The following is a 20,934-nucleotide window of genomic DNA, read 5'->3' as shown; positions in this document are numbered from 1 at the left end:
TGCCGGTTCGTTGAATGGACACACACTCCCGCGCTCTCAACGCTGACAGTCGCGGCCGCCAGGCACACATGGATACCCAGGAGGGCGATGATGCCAACACACACCCGAATCCGCACGTTCAACACGAAAGACACCTACCCGGAACAGAACCTGGATAACGATCTCTGCCAGGCCGTAGTGGCGAACGGGGTCGTATACCTGCGAGGTCAAATCGGGCAGGACCTCGAAACCCGCGAGTCCGTTGGCATTGGAGATCCGGTCGCGCAAACCGAGCAGGCAATGGCAAACATCAAGCTGTTGCTCGAAGAAGCTGGCAGCCGACTCGAAGACATCGTCAAAGTAACCGTCTACATCACCGACCCCCGGTATCGCGAGGACGTGTACCGAACCATGGGCAAATGGCTCCGCGGCGTGTATCCCGTCTCGACCGGCCTCGTCGTGCAGGCACTCGCCCGCCCCGAATGGCTCGTGGAAATCGATGCGACCGCGGTGATCAGTCAGGGGGCCGAGTCATGACCTTCTCGCTGCTGCTACGTGACCCAGAAACCGGTGAGTTTGGTTCGGCAATCTCATCATCGTCGCCCGCAGTTGCGGCACGCTGCGTCAACCTTGCCGACGGCGTGGGCGGCGCGCACTCGCAAAACGTCACCGATCCACGGCTCGGTGTGATGCTGCTCGACAAACTCAAAGCGGGTCATTCTGCTTCGGCAGCAATAGCCGCGGTCACCGAATCGGCCGACCCAGAAACCATCCAATTCCGGCAGCTTCTGACAATCGACGCCGCCGGCGAAACCGCCGTCTACTCGGGCCCGCGAGCGCTCGGCACCTTCGGCGCATCGCAACGGAAAAATGCGGTTGCGGCTGGCAATATGCTTGCGTCACTCGAGGTGCTTGAAGCACTGGTTGATGCCGCGCTCGCGGCTACAGGGCCAATCGAGCGGCGTCTGATCGCCGGGATGCGAGCAGCGGTCGCTGCTGGCGGGGAAGAGGGGCCGCTTCACTCGGCAGGGCTCGCAGTGGTGGGGGATGCCGGCTGGCGCGTCACCGACCTGCGTGTCGATTGGGCGGACGACGATCCGGTCGAGGCGCTTGCCGAGCTGACTGAACTCTGGCTTCCGCAGCGCGACGACTACGTCACTCGAGGGCGCGACCCCCGCTCAGCACCGTCGTATGGGGTGCCCGGCGATGACTGACATCGACAGCGATAAGCGCCGCATCGCGAACCGTTTTGAACGCGTTCGCGACGAAGTTGTGGCGCTCTCACGCGACCTTCATGCGCATCCCGAAACCGCCTGGGAAGAGACCCGGTCGTCAGTCGCAGTCGCCGAACTATTGCGGCGGCGCGGGTTTACCGTTGAGCAGCCCTATTGCGCACTGCCCACCGCATTTCGTGCCCGCTACGGCACCGGAAAACGCTTCACCGTGGGATTTCTCGCCGAGTACGATGCACTCCCCGGCCTCGGGCACGCCTGCGGACACAATCTCATCGCGGCCATGTCGGTCGGTGCCGGGCTGGCGCTCGCTGAGGTGGCCGGTGCATCCGGCATTGCCATTGAAGTGATCGGCACGCCTGCAGAAGAGGGCGGTGGCGGCAAAATTGAGCTGCTCGAGCGCGGCGCGTTCACCAACCTCGATTTCGCTTGTATGGCGCACCCCGCACCGGTAGATGTTGCCGAAGCCCGACCATATGCGGTGACCCACTGGCACATTGCCTACGAAGGCACCGCGGCACATGCGGCCGCCTATCCCGATCGCGGGGTGAATGCCAACGACGCGTTTCTTGTGGCGCAGGTGGCGCTGGCCGCGCTGCGGCAACAGCTGCCTGCCGGAGTGCGGGTGCACGGCATTCAAACCCGCGGCGGAGAGGCCCCGAACGCCATCCCCGAACGCACCGAAGGGCGCTGGTACGTTCGTGCCGACTCTATGGAGCAACTGCTCAAACTCGAAGAGCGGGTCGAAAACTGCTTCAAAGCGGGAGCACTCGCAACCGGCGCAAAACTGACGGTCACACATGAGAGTAGGCGCTACTCAGAAATGCGCACCGACCAAGAGGCGCTCGAGTGCTACCGGCGAAATGCCATTGCGCTGGGTCGTAACTTCGACGTCGATCCACTCGCCGCGACGATGGCCCGGGCCTCAACCGATATGGGCAATGTGTCTCAGGTCGTCAATGCCATCCACCCCTACATCGGTGTTGGTGGTACCGCGAGTAACCACCAGCCCGAGTTTGCCGATGCGTGCATTGGCCCCATAGCCGAGCAAGCGCTTCACGACGGTGCGCTTGGGCTTGCCTACACCGCTCTCGACATCGCGCAGCGTCGCAGTGCATGTCGGTCTTCCAATGAGGAGCGATGAAGTGGGTGGTGCTGTGAACGCTTTCTGTCGCTATCGCTGTGACTGCAGAAACGTTTGATGTTGCCTCGCGTGATGGCTGCGACGCAAGGTGCCGCCGCTATTTTTTCTCTGACTTGCTTTCAGGCGTGAACGGTTCGCGCAGCCGCTCGCACAGCTCCTGCAGCGTCGCGAGTTCATCCTCGGCGAGCGCGCCGCCCACGTGACGTTCAATGCTGTCGGCGTGAATCCGCCCAACCCGACGGAACTCACTCACGCCGGCCGCGGTGAGGGCGACGATAGTGCTGCGCGCATCAAATTCATCCTCGAATTTTTCGACGAATCCGCGCGCAACCAGCCGATCGATCAGCCGCGATACCGATGATTGCGTGATCAGTACCGATTCGTTCAGATCGCGCAGCCGGATACGCCGCTCGGGGCAGCGGGCAATGTTGTAGAGCACGTCGTACTCGTTAATCGACATTCCGGCGCCGGCAAAATCTTGCCGCAGCACGCGCATGACCGCGACCTGCGTGCGAAACAGCGACTCCCACGCATCACTGGCTGATGTCGAGGCTGAACTCATACTCACTCCGCTTCATCCCCCGCGGCCGCGCGGCCACGGTGCACAAGAACTGCGATTGCTAGTCACTGTCGATGTTATCGACCGGCAGAGTCTGCAGCCACAAACCCGGCCGGGTTTGAAAGCGGGTCGTTAATTTAGAAGCGGTCGGGCGACGGCGCCAGCGGATGCACCACGCGCACATCGGCGTGACGGTCGAAGCGGTACCCGCTGCCGCGCACGGTGCGCACGATATCGGCATATTCGCCAAGTTTTTTGCGCAGGCGGCGCACATGCACGTCGATGGTGCGCTCGTGCGGCTGCTCTTCGCTGCGGTCGGTCCACAGCACATCGATGAGTTCATCGCGGGTGACAGTGCGACCCTCGCGCAGCACAAGCGCCTGCAGCAGCTCGAACTCTTTGTAGGTGAGGTCGGCATTGTCGTCGTGCACCAGCACGCGCTTGCGGCTGGTGTCGATCACGACCCTGGCAGAAACCCGCGGTGAGTTGTCTGCCCCGCGGTTGCGGGCCGCGCGGGCTTCGGCGACGGCCTTCGGTTCTTGTAGGGCCAGGCGCACCAGGTCGATCGGGCGCCCCGATGCTTCTGCTGGCGCCAGCGCCACGGATGCATAGCTTTCGGCGCCGGGGGAGCGTTCGGCGAGCACCTCGCGCAGCGCATTGACAAGCTCAGCGAGTTCGTGGTCGTCGTGGGTGTCGAGCCCCACATAGAGCGCGAAGCCGCGCGCGGTGGGCGCGGGTTGACGGGCAGCTGCGGTGTAGCCGGTTGCGGGTGCGGCAGCTGCAGTCGGGCGCAGGCGGTGCTGGTCGGGGCGGTGGTGAGGGATCACTGTGGTGCTTTGTGTGAGCGACATGAAAATTCAGCTTTCGATGATGATGCGAGGCTGCAGCGGGCGATTGCCGGGCTGGAACAGCCGAAAATGTGTGGCCGGGATAGTGGCCGAGAAAGCTCGTCTGCGGGTGCAGCGAGATCGGAAACAACGAGATCGTGTCGGCTGACGCGAATGGAATCGTGCATTTTGTTATGCCAGCGTCAGCCCGATCGAGACGGGACGCGTGTTAGTGACACATTCGACACGCGCACACGCCAGCCATCATCATGCCGGCGCGTCCTGCCACCTCGTGGGCGGTCAAGGGGCGTGCGTTCGTTGCGATCATGAAGTTCATTGTTCAGGATGCGGCGCAGATCGTCAACTCGGTGCGCCGCCAGCCGTGGCAGGTATTAGTCGACCACACCGTAGAGCCGGTCGCCCGCATCCCCGAGGCCGGGCACGATAAAAGCGTCTTCGTTGAGCCCCTCGTCGAGCGCTGCGATCAGCACGCGCACGTTCGCGTCGGGGAAGCGCTGCCGCATCAGCTCAACACCCTGCGGCGCGGCAACGAGGCAGATCGCATTGACCTCGGTGGCGCCCGCGTCAAGCAAGAATTGCACGGTGGCCGCTAGCGAGCCTCCGGTGGCGAGCATCGGGTCGAGCACGAAACACTGTCGGTCGGCAAGATTGTCGGGCAGTCGTTTTGCGTAGGTCTCGGGCTGCAGCGTTTTTTCGTTGCGGCGGATCCCCACAAATCCCACTTCGCAATAGGGCATGAGCTTGAGGAAGCCGTCGAGCATCCCCAGCCCCGCGCGAATAATTGGCACCGCGAGCGGCAGCGGCGTAGCCACCGTGACGCCGGTCATTGCGCTCACCGGGGTGTTGATTTCCTGCGGCATCACGCGCAGCGAGCGGGTTGCTTCGTAGGTGAGCAAATTGACCAGTTCGGCGACCAGCTCGCGGAACATCGGTGACGAGGTGCGCTCGTCGCGCAGCAGGGTCATTTTGTGGTCAATCAGCGGATGGTCGGCGACGTGCAACTCCATGGCAGCAGTTTAACTTTTTCTGCCTGGCGCAACCCGCGAGGTCGGCGCGAGCTTTTCGGAAGATTTTGGGTGCAGGATGCGCTCAGCGGCATCCTGGGTCGTAAATCTTCCGCTGAACTCATCTCGCCAATACTCAAAACCCACCAATTACGCTCGAAGAAGTGTGAAACGAGGTGAAACGTGCGCGTGCCCCAAAAATATGAGTGGCTGATGCGTGAGGCGCTGCTCGAAGCCAACAGAGCGACGGCCACGGGCGATCTGCCGATTGGTGCGGTGGTCACCGATGCAGACGGGCAGATCATCGGTCGCGGGCACAATGTACGAGAAGCGCACCACGACCCCGCCGGTCACGCCGAAGTTGTGGCGCTGCGCACGGCAGCCGAAACGCTCGGCACCTCACGCCTCGACGGCTGCACACTGATCGTCACCCTCGAACCGTGCGTCATGTGCGCGGGTGCCGCGCTCACCGCGCGGGTGTCGCGCATCGTGTTCGGGGCGTGGGATGAGAAAGCCGGTGCGGTCGGTTCGCAGTATGACGTCGTGCGCGACCGCCGATTGCCGCAGCATGCCGAGGTGGTTGCGGGGGTGCTCGCCGCTGAATGCGCCGCGCCGCTGCGCGAATTTTTTGGCCGCGACTGAGCTGCCTGACCTGCCGGGGCTGCCTATTCCACTGGGGTGGCCTATTCCACTGGGGGCAGGACTACTGACGCTGTCGCAACCAGACGCGGCGGCGCGGGCCTAATCCCAGCCGCGGAAAACGATCGCCTCGGTTGAAACCGACGAGCGATCGGGGCCGATGACATCGGGCTCAACAAACACCGCGCGAACATCCGGTGCGGCGCGGCGCACCCGGTGACGCACATCGGCAATAACCGGCGGCAGTGCATCCACGTCGGCAATATTGGTGAGCGCCACCCGCACGCCCACCACATCAACCTGGCCATCGATTTCGGTGGTGCGCACTTCGAGGATTTCCGAAACGTGCACGCTCTCGAGCAGTGCGGTGCGCACTGCCTCCGCCAGAATGGAATTGGTCATGATGATCTCCTCGCCGCGGGGGATGGCTCCCCTCAAGCATACGACGCACACCATAGACTCAGAGCCGTGAAAAAACTCGCGAAACTCGCCATGATCGGTGTGGGAAACATGAGTGGTGCCGTGCTCAGTCGGCTGCTCGAATCCCCCGCAGCGCCAGACGAGCCCGTGCGGGTGACCACCCGCTCGGAGGTATCGGCCGCACGATACGAACACAACTCGCGCGTGCGGGTGCAGGCGCTCGACACAAATCCGGCTGCGAACCGCGAGGCTTGCCGCGATGCGTCGGTGGTGCTGCTCGGGGTAAAACCGCAGCAGCTGCTCGACCTACTCGCAGAACTGAGCGACACGATCGCGCCCGGCACCGTGGTGATTTCGGTGGCAGCTGGCGTAGAAACTCGCGCAATCGAATCGCGGCTGGCTGCCGGGGTGCGCGTGGTGCGCGCCATGCCAAACACGCCCGCCACGGTTGGGCTGGGAGTCACGGGGATTGCCGGGGGCGCCAGTGCGGATGCGGAGGCGCTTGAAATCACCCGCACGTTGTTCGCCGCGGTGGGTGAAGTTGTCGAGGTGCCCGAATCGCAGATCCCCGCAATCGGCGCGATCAGCGGTAGCGGCCCCGGTCACGTTTTTTTGCTCGTCGAACAGATGATTGACGCGGCGATGCACTACGGCTTCGACCGTGAAACGGCCACCCGGATGGTGGTACAAACCTTTGAAGGCTCAATTGCACTGCTGCGTAACGAACCTGAAACCGAGGTAGCAACCCACCGTCGCCGGGTGATGAGCCCGAAGGGCACCACCGAGCAGTCGATTGCGGTGCTGCAAGACGCCAATCTCACCGAGCTATTTGCCGCAGCGTTTGCGGCGAATGTGCGCCGCAGCAACGAACTTGCCGAACAGCTGCGCTAACGCATCCCCGCCCGAACCCGACCCAACCCCAGCAGGTACCGCATGAACTTCCGCTCGACCGATTACCCCGAGAACCTCTACCGGGTGCTCGGGGTTGATCCGAGCGCATCCGAAGACGAGATTCGCCGGGCCAGCCGCATCAAACAGCGCGAAACCCACCCCGACCTTGGCGGCACCCCAGAAGCCTTCATGCGGGTGCGGTTGGCGGTGGAGGTGCTCACCGATCCGCAGCGTCGCGCCGCACACGATGCCTGGCTGGCAACCACCTCGGGGCAGGTGATGCCGGCCAGCAGGGCTCCTGGACCCCGACTGCGCCAGCAGCAGCGCAGCCCGCGCCGGGCCGCAACCCCAACGAGCCCCGCCCAGCCGGCGGCACGGCACACGGCCGCGGGCACCGATGTGCCGGTTTTTGACCGCATCCCCAAACCCGAGCCACAGCTGCGCAAAATGTCGTGGTACCGCCAGTCGTGGGATCACCCGGTTGAAGTGTGGCCGGCGGCGCGGGCGGCTGCGCCCTCGGTGACGCTGCGCGAATTTGCCACCGTCGGCCCCTTCGTGCTCGCATCGGTGCTGGTCGTACTGGCGCTGGCAATTCCCGCATCCCCGCTGTTTACCGTGTGGTGGCCGATCGCGCTATTGCTGGTGCTGCTGGGGGCGACATGGTTGTGGCTGCGCGGCGATGCGCGCCCCCAGCCGCTCGTATCGACGGTGCTTTGGATTTTTGTGGCCGGGGTTTCGCTTTCGGCCGCGGCATCGTTTTTTGATGCGATGCTCGGCATTTTTACCGGCCCCGACAGTCCCACCGGCGCGCGGATTGTGCGCGGCGTGAGCGCGCTGGCCGTGCTGGCGCTCGCGGTGCTTGCGTGGTGGGGGCTGCAGCCGCGCGTGAAACGGATGCAGTTTGAGCGGCTGCTGATGCGCATCGCCGACGAATCGGCGCCGGCAGCCGATGACACCACGCGCGTGTACGGACAGCCCGGTGCCACCGCAATGACCCGCTCGCAGCCGGGTGTGCATCCGCTGCGTCGGCAGTGTGCCGAGCGGGTTGTGGGTGAGGCACTGGAAGCGCTGCAGCGGCTTCCGGGTGTGCGGATCGTGCACGGCCTGCGGATTCCCGGTGGTGACGACCAGATCGCGACGATTTCGCACGCTGTGGTCGCTGGCCGTCGCGTCGCATTTATTGATAGCGAGCTGCGGGCGCCGGCGCACTATGCGCTGGATGCGCGCGGCTCGATCACCCGTGACGGCGTACCGTCGTCGACGGGCACGGAATTTCCGCACCGGGTGGAGCGACTGCACGAGTATTTCGGCGATGTGGCCGAGGTGCGCGGCTGGCTGGTGCTGGTGCCCGAGCGGGCGGGCGAGTTCGCGGTTGATAATTCGCGCACCTGGCCGCGCGTGCGCCTGGCGAGTGTCGAGTCGATGCTGCGCGAGGTGGGCGATTGGCTCGTGACCGATGGCAACTCGCTCGACCGGCTGTTGCTGCGCGACCTGGTCGATTTGCGCGTTGAACCCTAGCCACTGCGGCAGGTGCCGTGCAGTTTGGCAACGTAGGCTGGCGGCATGCCCAGTCGTATGAATGTCGAATCGTTCAACCTTGATCACCGCATGGTGGCGGCCCCGTATGTGCGGGTTGCCGACCGCAAAACGCTCCCCGGTGGCGACACGCTCGTGAAATACGACGTGCGCTTCACACAGCCGAATCTCGCGCATCTGCCCACCGAGGTGATCCACTCGATTGAGCACCTCGTTGCCGAGCACATGCGCAACCACACCGATCGGCTCATCGATTTTTCGCCGATGGGTTGCCGCACCGGTTTTTATGCGCTGATGCTCGAGGTTGAGCCAGACGAGTTTGAGCAGCTGCTCGAAACCACCCTGCGCGATGTGCTGCAGGCCACCGAGGTGCCGGCAGCGAACGAGGTGCAGTGCGGCTGGGGTGTGCACCACACGCTCGAGGGTGCGCAGGATGCGGTGCGTGAGTTTTTGGATGCGCGCGGCGAGTGGTCGCAGGTGTTTGGAGAGCACGCGTGACGGTTGTCATCCAGGTGGCGATGCCCGCCGAGGCTGCGCCGTTCATTGCGGCAGCCGATAGTAGCGAACCCGTTGTATGCCCGCTGGCGGGGGTTGATGCTCGGCGGATGCGAGTTGCGGGGCAGGACGTGGTGCTGGTCACCAGCGGCATCGGATTGGTTGCCGCGGCTGCGGCTGCCAGCTGGGCGGTGCTCACTTTTGCGCCCCGCGCGCTAATTTCTGCGGGCACGGCCGGTGGCCTCGCGCCCGCGAGTCGCGTGGGGGATGTGGCAGTTGGGCTCGACTACAGCTACGGCACCGCGGATGCCACCGAGTTTGACTATGAGCGCGGGCAGGTTCCGGGCCAGCCGGTGCGGTTTCCCGCATCCGATGTGCTTTTGGACGCGCTGGGTGCGCTGGGACGCGAACCCGGTAGCCGTGAAGAACGTGACGGGAGCGGCACGCTGTACGGCCGCATCCTTTCGGGCGATACGTTCGTGACCGCCCGAAATGTGGCCGATACTCGCGAGGCGTTTGCCGACGCGGTGGCCACCGATATGGAGTCGTGCGCGATCGCGCAGGTCTGCCGAGCGTTTGCGGTGCCGTTTGTGTCGGTGCGCGGGGTGAGTGATCTGTGCGGACCCGAGGCGGGGGTTGATCATCGCCTCAGCGTTGATGCGACATCACAACGTTCGGCGGATGCGGTGCTCGCGTTCATCGGGAAAATTGAAATTAATTAGCGAAACGAACCCGATTAGAGGAGTCTCGTGACCAAGTTTGAGTTGCCGCGCGTGCAGTGGCACCACATCTCGCCGCGACACATCACTGTCGAGCTGGTGAGTGGTCTCATCTGGCTGTCGATTTGGATTGCCGCCACGGTCGTGATTGCGGTGCTGGCGCAAGGGCTGTGGTGGTTGACCACGGCCTGGATGATCGTGGTCGGTATCGTGCAGGTCTCGCTGGTGGTGCCCCGAAACCGGGCAATCGGGTATGCGGTTCGCGAGGATGATCTGCTGGTGCGTCGCGGCGTGATGTTCAACAGCATGACCGCGGTTCCCTACGGCCGGATGCAGACAGTTTCGATGCATCGCGGTCCGATTGATCGGATGGTTGGGCTTGCGACCCTGCGGATGTCGACCGCTTCGGCTGCGGCTACGGTTTCGATTCCCGGGCTGCCGCTGGCAGAGGCGGAGCGGCTGCGGGACCACCTGATTCGGGTGGCAGAAACTCGGCGGGCGGGTCTATGAGCTGGACGCCGCCACCGCAGCAGCGCCCGCAGCCGCAACACTGGCAGCAGCCGGGCCCGCAGCATCCGAGCCAGTTTCAGCCCGGGCAGCATCCGGGCCAGCCGCAGCATAATCCCTATCTGCAGGCGCGCGTGACCGAACTCGCCAACGGCGAGTGGCACCGGCTGCACCCGCTGACCCCGTGGCTGCGTGTGCTCAACCTGCTGGGCGGCGTGCTGTTCATGGCGCTCATAATTGGTGTGCCGCTGGTCGGTGCAGTGTTCGGTGACGACCCCGACTCGCCGCGCGTGGACATCAGCGTGGGCACGTATTTTTTGCTGGTCGCGATCATCGCGCTGGTGATTTTTGCGCTCGGCACAGTTGGTGTTGTGCTGGGCTACCGCGCCACCGAGTTCCGGGTGACTGACGAGGTGCTCGAAATGCGCAGCGGTGTGTTCGCGCGCAATTTTTTACAGGCGCGTCTCGACCGGCTGCAATCGGTCAACATCAACCGGCCGCTCGGCGCGCGGATGCTCGGGCTCTCGCATGTTTCAACCTCTGGCGCATCCGATTCGAGTGAGGTTGAACTGAAATACCTCGGGCACGCAGACGCCGATGCGCTGCGCGATGAGGTGCTGCGGCGAGCATCCGGTGCCAAACGCCGCAAACGCGCCGAACAGTCGGCGGCCCACCAGGCAGCTCGGCATGGCGAGCAGCGCACACCCTCGCAGTCAGGTGCCGGCCCGCTACCCGGTAATGGACAGGCTCCCGGCGTCGCGCCGCAGAACGCCACCGGTGCGGCCAAACCGGCCCCGCAGCGCCGCACGCTCTCCGACTTCGTCGACGCCGTGGTGGATGATTTCAGCGGCTCGTTCGCCTCGCTGGGCGAGGCCGACAGCCCGACCATCGTCACCGTACCTGCCAAACGGTTGGCCGGTGTCGAGATGCTCAAATTCGTTGGTGCCGCGCTGATCATGCTCGTCACCGCGGGCATCCTTTGGATCGTTTTTGGGGTTCTCGCGTCATCCCAGGCGGCATTTTTGGATGATCTCGAGCACGACGCGCTAACAGTCAACATCATCGGTGCGATCGCAACTATCGGTATGCCGCTGCTAGTTCTCATAATGGGTGCGTTTGCGGTGCTGGTTTCGCTGCCGGGAAATATGCAGTACAACATTGCCGGCACACCGGACGGTTTGCGCGTGGGGAAGGGGCTCCTCACCACCAATAGCGACACCATCGCGCCGGGACGCATCCACGCCGCTGAAATTCAGCAGCCGTTTTGGTGGCGGATGTTCGGCTGGTATCGAGTGAGGATTAACCGCGCCGACGTGGCGATCGTGTCGAGCGATGACAGTGATTCCAACCAGATTTCGCGCACGGTGCTGCTGCCGGTGGGCAAATTTGACGATGTGATTCGGGTGCTGTCGGTGGCGATGCCGATGCAGTTTGGGCCGCACACCCCGCACCTGATGCGTGATCTGCTCGCGGCCAAACCGCCCAAGCAGCTGCGCGTGACGCCGGCTCGCGCCTGGTTTTTGGCGCCGTTTGGATGGAAGCGCAATGCCGTGCTGGTTGACCGCGGCGTGGTGTACCTGCGCCGCGGCCGCCTGGAGCGGCGCGTGTCGATGATCCCGGCCGAGCGGATGCAGGGGCTCACCATTTCGGACGGCCCGTGGCGTCGGCTTGCGGGCACCGCGAGCCTGCAGATCGGCACGGTGCTCGGGCCGGTGCTGATGGGGCAGCGGCTTGTGGCCAGGTCGCAGGCGCTGCAGCTTTTTGAGCAGCTTGCGCAGCTCGCTATTCAGGCGGCGCAGGTTGACCGCTCGCACCGCTGGGCCGAGGCCGGTGCCCGGATGCTCGTGCAGGTGGCGCAGCTGCAATTGCAGGATGCGCGCGCCGCCGGTGCGGCACCCGATCCGCGGGCGGTGGCGATTGCCCACGCCGCAGATGAATATCAGCGGCAAGAGGGGCAGCGATGAGTGCAAATCGAGACGGTCGACTCGGCGTTGGTGTGGTCGGAAACGACCTGTTCGGCCCGGTGCTGGCAGCGGGCTTGGCGGCCGCCGGCCACTCGCTGATCGGTGTGGCGGTAACGGATGAGGCCGCCACCGATCGCGTCGAGGCGCTGCTGCCGGGGGCGCCGCAGCTGAGTGCCGAACAGGTGATTGAACGCAGCGAGCTCGTGGTGCTCGCCGAGCCGGTCGAAACGCTCGAGTCTCGGGTGGCTGAGCTCACCGAGGCCGGCGTGTGGGTGCCGGGGCAGCTCGTGGTGCACACCGCCGCGCAATTTGGCACGGCGCTGCTGGGTGAGGCGCTCAACCGCGGCGTGATTCCGCTGGCCATCCATCCCGCAATTGATGTCACCGGCACCTCAATCGACCTGGTTCGACTCAAAGAGGGTTGGTGTGGGGTGACCGCACCGCGGCCGGTGCTGCCGATCGCGCAGGCCCTGGTGGTAGAGCTTGGCGCCGAGCCGGTGGTGATCGATGAGGGCGACCGCGCCACCTATGCCGAGGCCATTGCCACCGCCACCTCGTTCACCCGCTCGATCGTGCAGCAGGCCACCGGGCTGCTCGCGTCGATCGGGGTGGAATCGCCCGGCTTCGTGCTTTCGAGCCTCGTGCGATCGGCCGCCGACAACGCGCTAATCGCAGCGCAAGAACCGATCGAACCGCCGAACGAGTAGCGGGGGAGGGCTGTTTTCCCGCGCGAATAGCGCGGAAGGATTGCGTTGCGCAGCTGCTGAGCGGCCGAGCCGCCCGCTCAAAACCGCACTTCGCGGTTGTCGATCAGCCGCGTGATGCCAACGCGCGCGGCCGTCAGCACCAGCGCATCCCCGTGAAAGTCCGGGCCAGCGGGGGTGAAGGTGGCCGCATCCACCGCCACCAAATAGTCAACGGTCACGGTCGGTTCGGATGCATACACCGCGCGGCCGGCGTCGAGCGCGGCCGAAACCCCGTTGCCCGCCGCATCCGCCACCGCCGCCAGCGCTCGCGAAAGCACCGTCGCCCGCTCGCGGTCGGCGCCCACCAGGTAGGCATTGCGGCTCGAGCGCGCAAGACCGTCAGGCTCGCGGGCGATCGGTGCGGCAACAATCCGCAGCGGCAGGTTGAGATCGGCAACCATTCGGCGCACCAACGCGAGCTGCTGCGCATCCTTCTGCCCAAAAATCGCAATATCGGGCTGCGCGATCGCAAACAGTTTTGCCACCACCGTGAGCACGCCATCAAAGTGGGTGGGGCGGAACTCGCCCTCGAGGATGCGGCCGGCATCGCCCGCCGTCACCATCGTGGTCGTCGGCCAATTCGGGTACATCTGTTCGACGCTCGGCGCGAACACCCAGTCGACGCCGGCCCGTTCGAGCAGCCGCACATCGGCGTCGAGCTGCCGCGGGTAGGCGTCGTAGTCTTCGCCGGGCCCGAACTGCAGCGGATTCACAAAAATCGAGACGACCACGCGATCAGCGTGTTGGCGTGCGAGTCGCATGAGCGAAAGGTGTCCGTCATGCAGCGCCCCCATAGTCGGTACGAGCGCAACGGTTTGCCCGGCACGGCCGTCGCGAGCGAGCGCCGATCGGGTTTCGGCAATGGTCTGCAGCACAGTGGTCACGCAAAGCATCGTACGCCGCACGCTCGCCGGCGCGCGGCCCGGCCAAGCGGCAACCGTCGGCCTCGCCTACGATAGATCGAGTGACGCGGCGCGGCGGGCTTGCTACCCGCAATCCCAATTTGCCGCGACGAGAGCTTTAACCCGCCATCACCACACGAGCAAGGAGACCGGCAATGGCCGAAACCCCCGAGAACGCAACCCTGAGTGCCGCCGAAGTTTCGGAGCAGAAGCAGGTGCGACTCGATAAGCGTGAGCGGATGCTCACCGAGGGGCTCGCTCCCTACCCGCTGGCCCTGCCCATCACCGCCAATATCGCCGACCTGGTTGCCAAATATGGCGACCAAGACCTCGGTATCGATTTTGCATCCGGTGAGGTTGTGGGTGTGGCTGGCCGCATCGTGCACCTGCGCAACACGGGAAAACTCTGCTTCGCCGCGCTGCAGGCCGGTGACGGGTCGCGCATCCAGGCGATGATTTCGCTCGCGAAGGTGGGTGAAGAAGCGCTCGCCAAGTGGAAAGAATTTGTTGACCTCGGCGACCAAGTGTTCGTCAAGGGTGAGGTGATCACCTCGCGCCGCGGCGAGCTGTCGATCATGGCCGAAGAATGGCGAATGGCGTCGAAGGCGCTACGGCCGCTGCCGAACCTGCACAGCGACCTCAACGAAGAAACCCGCGTGCGACAGCGTTACCTCGACCTCATCACCCGGGATGCGGCACGCCAGATGGTGCGCACCCGCGCCAAGATGAACGCCTCGCTGCGCGCCACCTTCGCGGCCCACGACTTCATTGAGGTCGAAACGCCGATGCTGCAGGTGATGCACGGTGGTGCCGCAGCGCGCCCGTTCGTCACCCACTCAAACGCGTTCGACACCGAGCTCTACCTGCGCATCGCGCCCGAGCTGTATCTCAAGCGGGCCCTCGTGGGTGGCCTCGACCGCGTGTTTGAAATTAACCGCAACTTCCGCAACGAGGGGGCCGACTCGACCCACTCGCCCGAGTTTGCGATGCTCGAGGCCTACCAGGCATACGGCGACTACAACACCATCGCCGACCTCACCCAAGAGCTCGTGCAAAATGCGGCCGCCGCGGTATCGCCCGACGGTTCGCACCGCGTGGTGTGGGCCGATGGCACCGAGTATGACTTCGGTGGTGAGTGGCAGCGCATCTCGATGTACGAGTCGCTCTCTGCAGCAGCCGGCCGCGAAATCACCCCCGAAACCTCGGTTGACGAGCTCGTGGCGCTCGCGGATGCGGAGGGCGTTGAGGTGCACCTGCCGAACCACGGCAAGCTCGTGGAGGAGCTGTGGGAGCACTTCGTGAAGGACGGGCTGGATCGCCCCACCTTCGTGATCGACTTCCCGGTTGAAACTTCGCCGCTGACCGCCGCGCACCGCTCGAAGCCGGGCGTGGTGGAAAAGTGGGACCTGTATGTGCGCGGGTTCGAGCTGGCCACCGGCTATTCGGAGCTGATCGACCCGGTTGACCAGCGCGAACGCTTCGTTGAGCAGGCCAAGGAGGCCGCGCGCGGGGATGCTGAGGCGATGCGTCTCGACGAAGACTTCCTCGCTGCGCTCGAGCACGGGATGCCCCCGGCCGGCGGTATGGGCATGGGTATCGACCGCCTGCTGATGGGCCTCACCGGCCTCGGTATCCGCGAGACGGTGCTTTTCCCTCTGGTGAAGTAATCACCAGAGGGACAAGATGGCGCAGTCCGTTGGTGAAGTAGTCACCAACGGGACAGACTGGCACAGCCCGCTCGTTAAATAACCAGCGGGACGAACTGGCAGGGTCCGCTGGTGGGGAAGCCAGCTTGCATCCTGACGTGAAACGGCTTGCCGCGTACACTGAGACTCACAATGATCGAAAACTGGTGGCTGAACGCACTGTGGTCGGTGACCCCGACCATCATTATTGGTGCCCTTTTCGGGCTCATTATTTATGCCGCGCTGAACGCCGACCGCAAGGCCCGCCTCGAGCGTGGCAGGGTCGAAGCCGAAGAACGCGCCAGGTTCGTAGCCGAGCGCGCAGCAAAAACGCAACACCCCGAATCCAACGCGGACGACACCGCAACCGATCCAAACCGCAACTAGCCAGCGCGTCGAACACGAGGGAAAAACATGAAGATCGCCGTTATTGGCCTTGGGTACGTGGGCGCCGCCAACGCGGTGCTGCTCGCACAATCGCACGAAGTGATCGCGGTTGATGTGCAACAGTCGCGAGTGGATGCGGTAAACGAGCGTCGCGCACCGGTCGTTGACGAGCTGGTCACCAAATATCTCACCGAGGCCGAGCTCAACCTGCGCGGCACTGTTGATTTCACCGAGGCAATCACCGGCGCCGACTACGTCGTAATCGCCACCCCCACCGACTACGACGATGTCACCGACTCGTTCAACACCTCGACCGTCGAAACCGTGCTGCAACAGGTGGCCGACTCGAAACAAAACCCCGTCGTGGTGATCAAATCGACCATTCCGATCGGCTTCACCGCCAAAATGGCCGCCCGCCACCCCGAGCTCAACATTCTGTTTAGCCCCGAGTTTTTGCGCGAGGGCAAAGCCCTCTACGACAACCTGCACCCCAGCCGCATCGTCGTTGCCGGCGACCGCGAAAAAGCAGCCGAATTTGCCCAGCTGCTGCACGCCGAATCGCTCGAGCCGAACACCCGCGTGCTCATCACCGGCACCACCGAAGCCGAAGCCATCAAGCTTTTCTCGAACACCTACCTCGCCATGCGCGTCGCCTATTTCAACGAGCTCGACACCTTTGCGCGACGCAACAACCTCGACACCCGCGAAATCATCGACGGCGTCGGCCTCGACCCGCGCATCGGCGACCACTACAACAACCCGAGCTTCGGTTACGGCGGCTACTGCCTGCCAAAAGACACCAAACAGCTGCTCGCCAACTACCGCGGCATCCCGCAGCGCATGATGACCGCCATCGTCGAATCGAATGCCGAACGCATCCAGTTCATCGCCGACGATATTTTGCGCCTGCAACCCAAGCAGGTGGGCGTGTGCCGCCTGGCGATGAAAGCCGGCAGCGACAACTTCCGCAGCTCGGCCGTGCTGGCAGTGGTGGATGCGCTGGTCGCCGCAGGCGCCACCGTCAAGATTTACGAACCCACCGCATCCGGTAACGAGCCGTTTGCGCACCTGCTCGAACCCGATTTTGATCGCTTCGTTGCCGAATCGGATGTGATTGTCACCAACCGCATCGACGACGAACTCAAACCCCACCTCGACAAGGTCTATTCGCGCGATATTTTTGGCCGCGACTAGTGTTTGCCGGGCCGCGCGTGACGCTCTTGCCGGGCCGCGCGTGACGCTCGGGATGCATTGACCAAAAACTCAGCGGATACTCCAACAACTTTCCTAGCCTGATCGAGTCTCAGTTCAGAGCACGGCCGGGGAGGGAAGCGGATGCGACGAATCGTCACACTCGCTGCCTCGCTGCTGCTTGCCGCCACCGTTGGAGGCTGCGCCCAAGTCGAACCCGCTTCGCCCGCGGCCCTGGGTGCGTTCGACACCTACACCGAGAGCATCCGCTCGATATCGGGTGTCGAAAAAGTGACGGTGGACGCATCGCGACAGCAGGGGCGCGCCCACCTGAGTGTGACCGTATCCGCGCAGATTGGCGCCACCGAGTTGAGCGAGCTCGGTAGCCGGGCGCTCGCGTTCAACGACGAGGCACAGCACCAAAACCTCGCGGCATCGCCGCCACAAATCCATCTCGGCAACTCGACCTACTCATATTTTGAAGGTCTCGCGCCCGAAGAACTGCGCGAACAGCTCGAATACTGGCGCGAACTGTGCAATAGCGGCGCAGTGCGGGTCAACTTCAGCACCTACCGGGCGCGCGGAGGCGAACCGACCGAAACCACCGTCGGCGCCCAGCAGCACGCCGACGCGGCACCGAGCGCCGACAATGCTCAGCGGCGGGCGCGCGTACCCCAGCCGCCTCGCTATATCGGCGTCAAACTTCCGAGCCCAGAAAACGGGCAGCAACAGGATGCGATCCGTGCGATTGAGCGCACGCGCGACCCCGGTGTACAAAAAGGGCAGTGGGGCGTTGTCGGGCTCGCACCACAAATGCGTGTCGACTATGTCACGCCCGAATTTCCGGGCGCGGATGCGCTGGCGACCGACGCGCGGATCGGCAAGCTTTTTGCCGACGCACCGGGACTGGCCAGCATCCAGCTGCGACACACCGGCGAACCGGTAGCAAAAACCGAGCTGCAGGTGTTTGCATTCGATCCCGATATGGATGCGCTGCAACCCGAAGCCGCACAGCAGGCATTTGCCGAATCAACCGCATCCGGGATGATCGACGACACCATCCGGCTGCTCGAAAAGTTCAGCGTCGACAACTACACGCTGCAAATCGTGTCGAGCCCGATGTCAAACGGCGAAAACTTTAGCCTCGTTGTTGACGTCGATGACTGCCACTTCACCAGCGGCGAAGAGTGGGATGCGCTGCGCGACCACTACGGTGACACCTGGCTGCAGCACGCGCATCCGTCGCGATTTCAGGATGCATCCAAAACCTGCCTGGTGAACGGCGAGCCTGTGCCCGGCCACTAGTGCCACCGAAGCCGTCACGCCGACGGCGAACAGGGGTGAGAAACAGGGCACCCGCCAACTACTCTCGAATCGAACCCCTGCTACCGCTGCGTCGCAGTGGTGCTGGAATTGGAGGAAATGGCATGTTCGAACGTTTTACCGACCGTGCTCGGCGCGTGATCGTCCTCGCCCAAGAAGAGGCGAAGATGCTCAACCACAACTACATCGGCACCGAGCACCTGCTGCTCGGGCTCATCCACGAGGGCGATGGTGTGGCCGCGAAGGCGCTTGAGGCCCTGGGCATTTCGCTCGAGGCCGTGCGTGAGCAGGTTGAAGACATGATCGGTAAGGGGCAGCAAAAGCCCACCGGCCACATCCCGTTCACTCCGCGTGCCAAGAAGGTGCTCGAACTGTCACTGCGCGAGGCGCTGCAGCTGGGGCACAACTACATCGGCACCGAACACATCCTGCTCGGTCTGATCCGTGAAGGCGAGGGGATCGCCGCCCAGGTGCTCGTGAAACTCGGCGCCGACCTCAACTCGGTGCGGCAGCAGGTAATTCAGCTGCTGGCTGGCTACCAGGGTAAAGAACCGGTGGCAGCCGGTGCTGGGCAGAGCGCGCCCGCATCCGGTAAAGGTTCGGCCGTACTCGACCAGTTCGGCGAAAACCTCACGCAGCTTGCCCGCGACGGCAAACTCGACCCGGTGATCGGTCGCGAAAAAGAGATCGAGCGCGTGATGCAGATCCTGTCGCGTCGCACCAAGAACAACCCCGTACTCATCGGTGAACCCGGTGTCGGTAAGACCGCCGTGATTGAGGGGCTGGCGCAGGCCATCGTGAACGGCGAGGTGCCCGAAACACTCAAAGACAAGCAGGTGTACGCGCTCGACCTCGGCTCGCTGATCGCCGGATCGCGCTACCGCGGTGACTTTGAAGAGCGCCTCAAAAAGGTCACCAAAGAGATCAAAAACCGTGGCGACATCATCGTCTTCATCGACGAGATTCACACGCTTGTGGGAGCCGGTGCCGCCGAGGGTGCGATCGACGCGGCCAACATCCTGAAGCCGATGCTGGCTCGCGGCGAGATGCAGACCATCGGTGCCACCACGCTCGACGAATACAAAAAACACTTTGAAAAGGATGCGGCCCTCGAGCGTCGTTTCCAGTCGATCATTGTTGACGAACCGTCGGTGCCGCACACCATCAACATCCTCAAGGGTCTGCGCGAAAAGTACGAGTCGTTCCACAAGGTCACCATTACCGACGACGCAATTGTTGCCGCGGTGAACCTTTCCGACCGCTATGTCAGCGACCGTCAGCTGCCCGACAAGGCGATCGACCTGATCGACGAGGCCGGTGCCCGACTGCGCCTTTCGGTGCTGTCGTCGCCGCCCGAGCTTCGCGAACTCGACGAAAAAATCGCGAAGGTGCGCGGCGAAAAAGACGACGCCATCGCGGTGCAAGACTTCGAGGGCGCGGCCAAGCTACGCGACACCGAAAAGGAGCTGCTTGGCGAGCGGCTGCGTCTCGAAAAGCAGTGGAAGGCTGGCGAGGTGAAGGCCGTGGGCACGGTGGATGCCGGGCTGATTGCCGAGGTGCTCGCTGCCGCCACCGGCATCCCGGTGTACAAACTCACCGAAGAAGAGACCGCCCGTCTGGTGTTCATGGAGGATGCGCTGCACGAGCGCGTTATCGGGCAGCACGAGGCCATCGCGGCGCTCTCGCGCACCATTCGCCGTACCCGCGCCGGTCTGAAAGACCCGAACCGGCCATCCGGTTCGTTCATCTTCGCCGGCCCCACCGGTGTTGGTAAGACCGAGCTGGCGAAAGCGCTCGCCGAGTTCCTCTTCGACGATGAATCGGCGCTGATCACACTCGACATGTCGGAGTTTGGTGAGAAACACACCGTTTCGCGACTGTTCGGTGCACCTCCCGGATTCGTTGGCTTTGAAGAGGGCGGGCAGCTCACCGAAAAGGTGCGCCGCAAGCCGTTCTCGGTGGTGCTGTTCGACGAGATCGAAAAGGCGCACGCCGATATTTTCAACTCGCTGCTGCAAATTCTTGAAGAGGGGCGCCTCACCGACGGGCAGGGTCGCGTCATCGACTTCAAGAACACCGTGATCATCATGACCACGAACCTCGGCGCGAAGGACATCGCCGGTGGCCCCGTTGGCTTCCAGATCGAGGGCGACACCGAGACCACCTACGACCGGATGAAGGCGAAGGTCAACGAAGAGCTCAAGAAGCACTTCAAGCCCGAGTTCTTGAACCGTGTTGACGACACGATCGTGTTCCCGCAGCTGACGCCGAAGGAACTGCTCGAAATTGTTGATCTGTTCGTCAAGCGCCTGAGTGAGCGGATGCTCGACCGCGATATGACGATCGAGCTGAGCGAGGTGGCGAAGGAACAGCTCATCAAGGTTGGCTACGACCCGGCTCTCGGTGCGCGGCCGCTGCGCCGTGCCGTGCAGCACGAGATCGAAGACCCGCTGAGCGAGAAGATCCTGCGCGGCGAGCTCATCGGCGGCGACCACGTTTCGGTGGATCACCGCGATGGTGAGTTCACCTTCGATGTGCAGCGCAGCGAGCGCGTTGGTGCAGGAGCTGCCGGTGCCACCGGTGCTGCCGGGGTTGATGGCATCGCGGATGCGGGTGCATCCACTGCCGACCGCGGTGAGTAGCCGAGCGTTTAGCGGCGTTTAGCGGCGCTTAAGCAAGTGGGGGCGGGGCCTTTGGTCTCGCCCCTTTGCTGTGCGCCACCTCCTGCGCCCCGCCTCACCCCTCGCCCCGCCTCACCTGCTC

General features: G+C 63.9%; 21 protein-coding genes. 16 read left to right on the top strand and 5 right to left on the bottom strand.

The genetic code is table 11. From position 1 onward, the window contains the following. Positions 1–90 precede the first annotated feature (90 nt). The 3 genes from JMV54_RS09780 to JMV54_RS09770 are packed head-to-tail and all read left to right on the top strand — an operon-like array spanning position 91 to position 2,355. Positions 91–516 (top strand): RidA family protein, encoded by a 426-nt coding sequence (locus tag JMV54_RS09780; RefSeq protein ID WP_201518749.1) that lies wholly within the window; start codon positions 91–93, stop codon positions 514–516. Further along, on the top strand, positions 513–1,193 hold the full coding sequence (locus JMV54_RS09775; RefSeq protein WP_201518733.1) for a DUF1028 domain-containing protein: 681 nt from the start codon (positions 513–515) through the stop codon (positions 1,191–1,193). Before JMV54_RS09780 ends, JMV54_RS09775 begins: the two co-directional genes overlap by 4 nt. After that, complete coding sequence (locus tag JMV54_RS09770) at positions 1,186–2,355, top strand: M20 family metallopeptidase (RefSeq protein WP_230972909.1); 1,170 nt, start codon at positions 1,186–1,188, stop codon at positions 2,353–2,355. Before JMV54_RS09775 ends, JMV54_RS09770 begins: the two co-directional genes overlap by 8 nt. Before the next feature lie 97 nt (positions 2,356–2,452). On the opposite strand, the gene JMV54_RS09765 is transcribed toward JMV54_RS09770, so the two are convergent. From JMV54_RS09765 to upp, 3 genes are all read right to left on the bottom strand, one after another. Then, the gene (locus tag JMV54_RS09765; RefSeq protein ID WP_201518731.1) at positions 2,453–2,917 is read right to left on the bottom strand and encodes a MarR family winged helix-turn-helix transcriptional regulator; all 465 of its coding nucleotides are present in this window, start codon (positions 2,915–2,917) and stop codon (positions 2,453–2,455) included. A gap of 134 nt (positions 2,918–3,051) precedes the next feature. Beyond that, positions 3,052–3,765, bottom strand: coding sequence for a winged helix-turn-helix domain-containing protein (locus JMV54_RS09760; protein ID WP_201518730.1), 714 nt, complete (start codon positions 3,763–3,765; stop codon positions 3,052–3,054). A gap of 368 nt (positions 3,766–4,133) precedes the next feature. After that, entirely contained in the window at positions 4,134–4,769 is a 636-nt protein-coding gene (upp, locus tag JMV54_RS09755; protein ID WP_201518729.1) for a uracil phosphoribosyltransferase, read from the bottom strand. 180 nt (positions 4,770–4,949) lie between these two features. Here upp and JMV54_RS09750 point away from each other — a divergent pair, with 180 nt between their 5' ends. Next, the gene (locus tag JMV54_RS09750) at positions 4,950–5,408 is read left to right on the top strand and encodes a nucleoside deaminase (protein WP_201518728.1); all 459 of its coding nucleotides are present in this window, start codon (positions 4,950–4,952) and stop codon (positions 5,406–5,408) included. 99 nt (positions 5,409–5,507) lie between these two features. On the opposite strand, the gene JMV54_RS09745 is transcribed toward JMV54_RS09750, so the two are convergent. Continuing rightward, positions 5,508–5,807, bottom strand: coding sequence for a hypothetical protein (locus JMV54_RS09745; protein WP_201518727.1), 300 nt, complete (start codon positions 5,805–5,807; stop codon positions 5,508–5,510). Between the two features lie 66 nt (positions 5,808–5,873). Between JMV54_RS09745 and proC the strand changes: the two genes are divergently transcribed. Genes proC through JMV54_RS09710 form a run of 7 tightly spaced genes read left to right on the top strand, consistent with a single transcriptional unit; the run spans position 5,874 to position 12,644 of the window. Next, the gene (gene proC / locus JMV54_RS09740; protein WP_230972908.1) at positions 5,874–6,716 is read left to right on the top strand and encodes a pyrroline-5-carboxylate reductase; all 843 of its coding nucleotides are present in this window, start codon (positions 5,874–5,876) and stop codon (positions 6,714–6,716) included. A 42-nt stretch (positions 6,717–6,758) separates the two neighbouring features. Then, positions 6,759–8,234 carry a J domain-containing protein gene (locus JMV54_RS09735; RefSeq protein ID WP_201518726.1) on the top strand — a complete coding sequence of 492 codons (1,476 nt, stop codon included), beginning with the start codon at positions 6,759–6,761 and terminating at the stop codon, positions 8,232–8,234. Positions 8,235–8,279: 45 nt separating this feature from the next. Next, a complete protein-coding gene (locus JMV54_RS09730) occupies positions 8,280–8,750 on the top strand; it encodes an S-ribosylhomocysteine lyase (RefSeq protein ID WP_201518725.1) in 471 nt (156 codons plus the stop codon). Continuing rightward, positions 8,747–9,469 carry a 5'-methylthioadenosine/S-adenosylhomocysteine nucleosidase gene (gene mtnN / locus JMV54_RS09725; protein ID WP_230972907.1) on the top strand — a complete coding sequence of 241 codons (723 nt, stop codon included), beginning with the start codon at positions 8,747–8,749 and terminating at the stop codon, positions 9,467–9,469. Before JMV54_RS09730 ends, mtnN begins: the two co-directional genes overlap by 4 nt. A gap of 27 nt (positions 9,470–9,496) precedes the next feature. After that, positions 9,497–9,976: a PH domain-containing protein gene (locus tag JMV54_RS09720; RefSeq protein WP_201518724.1), complete on the top strand. Its 480-nt coding sequence runs from the start codon at positions 9,497–9,499 to the stop codon at positions 9,974–9,976. After that, positions 9,973–11,937 carry a PH domain-containing protein gene (locus JMV54_RS09715; protein WP_201518723.1) on the top strand — a complete coding sequence of 655 codons (1,965 nt, stop codon included), beginning with the start codon at positions 9,973–9,975 and terminating at the stop codon, positions 11,935–11,937. Before JMV54_RS09720 ends, JMV54_RS09715 begins: the two co-directional genes overlap by 4 nt. Then, positions 11,934–12,644: a Rossmann-like and DUF2520 domain-containing protein gene (locus JMV54_RS09710; protein WP_201518722.1), complete on the top strand. Its 711-nt coding sequence runs from the start codon at positions 11,934–11,936 to the stop codon at positions 12,642–12,644. The genes JMV54_RS09715 and JMV54_RS09710 overlap by 4 nt, the downstream gene beginning before the upstream one ends. 77 nt (positions 12,645–12,721) lie before the next feature. Here JMV54_RS09710 and panC read toward each other — a convergent pair whose 3' ends face one another. After that, positions 12,722–13,576, bottom strand: coding sequence for a pantoate--beta-alanine ligase (gene panC, locus JMV54_RS09705; protein ID WP_201518721.1), 855 nt, complete (start codon positions 13,574–13,576; stop codon positions 12,722–12,724). 164 nt (positions 13,577–13,740) lie between these two features. On the opposite strand from panC, the gene lysS reads away from it, so the two are divergent. The 5 genes from lysS (at position 13,741) to JMV54_RS09680 (ending at position 20,813) form a co-directional block, all read left to right on the top strand. Then, on the top strand, positions 13,741–15,252 hold the full coding sequence (gene lysS, locus JMV54_RS09700) for a lysine--tRNA ligase (RefSeq protein WP_201518720.1): 1,512 nt from the start codon (positions 13,741–13,743) through the stop codon (positions 15,250–15,252). A gap of 171 nt (positions 15,253–15,423) precedes the next feature. After that, positions 15,424–15,657: a hypothetical protein gene (locus JMV54_RS09695; RefSeq protein ID WP_201518719.1), complete on the top strand. Its 234-nt coding sequence runs from the start codon at positions 15,424–15,426 to the stop codon at positions 15,655–15,657. Between the two features lie 27 nt (positions 15,658–15,684). Then, on the top strand, positions 15,685–16,851 hold the full coding sequence (locus tag JMV54_RS09690) for a nucleotide sugar dehydrogenase (RefSeq protein ID WP_201518718.1): 1,167 nt from the start codon (positions 15,685–15,687) through the stop codon (positions 16,849–16,851). Between the two features lie 141 nt (positions 16,852–16,992). Then, positions 16,993–18,153: a hypothetical protein gene (locus JMV54_RS09685; protein WP_201518717.1), complete on the top strand. Its 1,161-nt coding sequence runs from the start codon at positions 16,993–16,995 to the stop codon at positions 18,151–18,153. A 122-nt stretch (positions 18,154–18,275) separates the two neighbouring features. Then, positions 18,276–20,813 carry an ATP-dependent Clp protease ATP-binding subunit gene (locus JMV54_RS09680; protein WP_201518716.1) on the top strand — a complete coding sequence of 846 codons (2,538 nt, stop codon included), beginning with the start codon at positions 18,276–18,278 and terminating at the stop codon, positions 20,811–20,813. Positions 20,814–20,934 lie beyond the last annotated feature (121 nt).

It is taken from the genome of Gulosibacter hominis (assembly GCF_904842695.1).
Lineage (GTDB): Bacteria > Actinomycetota > Actinomycetes > Actinomycetales > Microbacteriaceae > Gulosibacter > Gulosibacter hominis.
Note: the sequence above shows the minus strand (reverse complement) of the source record. Positions and strands in the feature narration are given on the sequence as shown.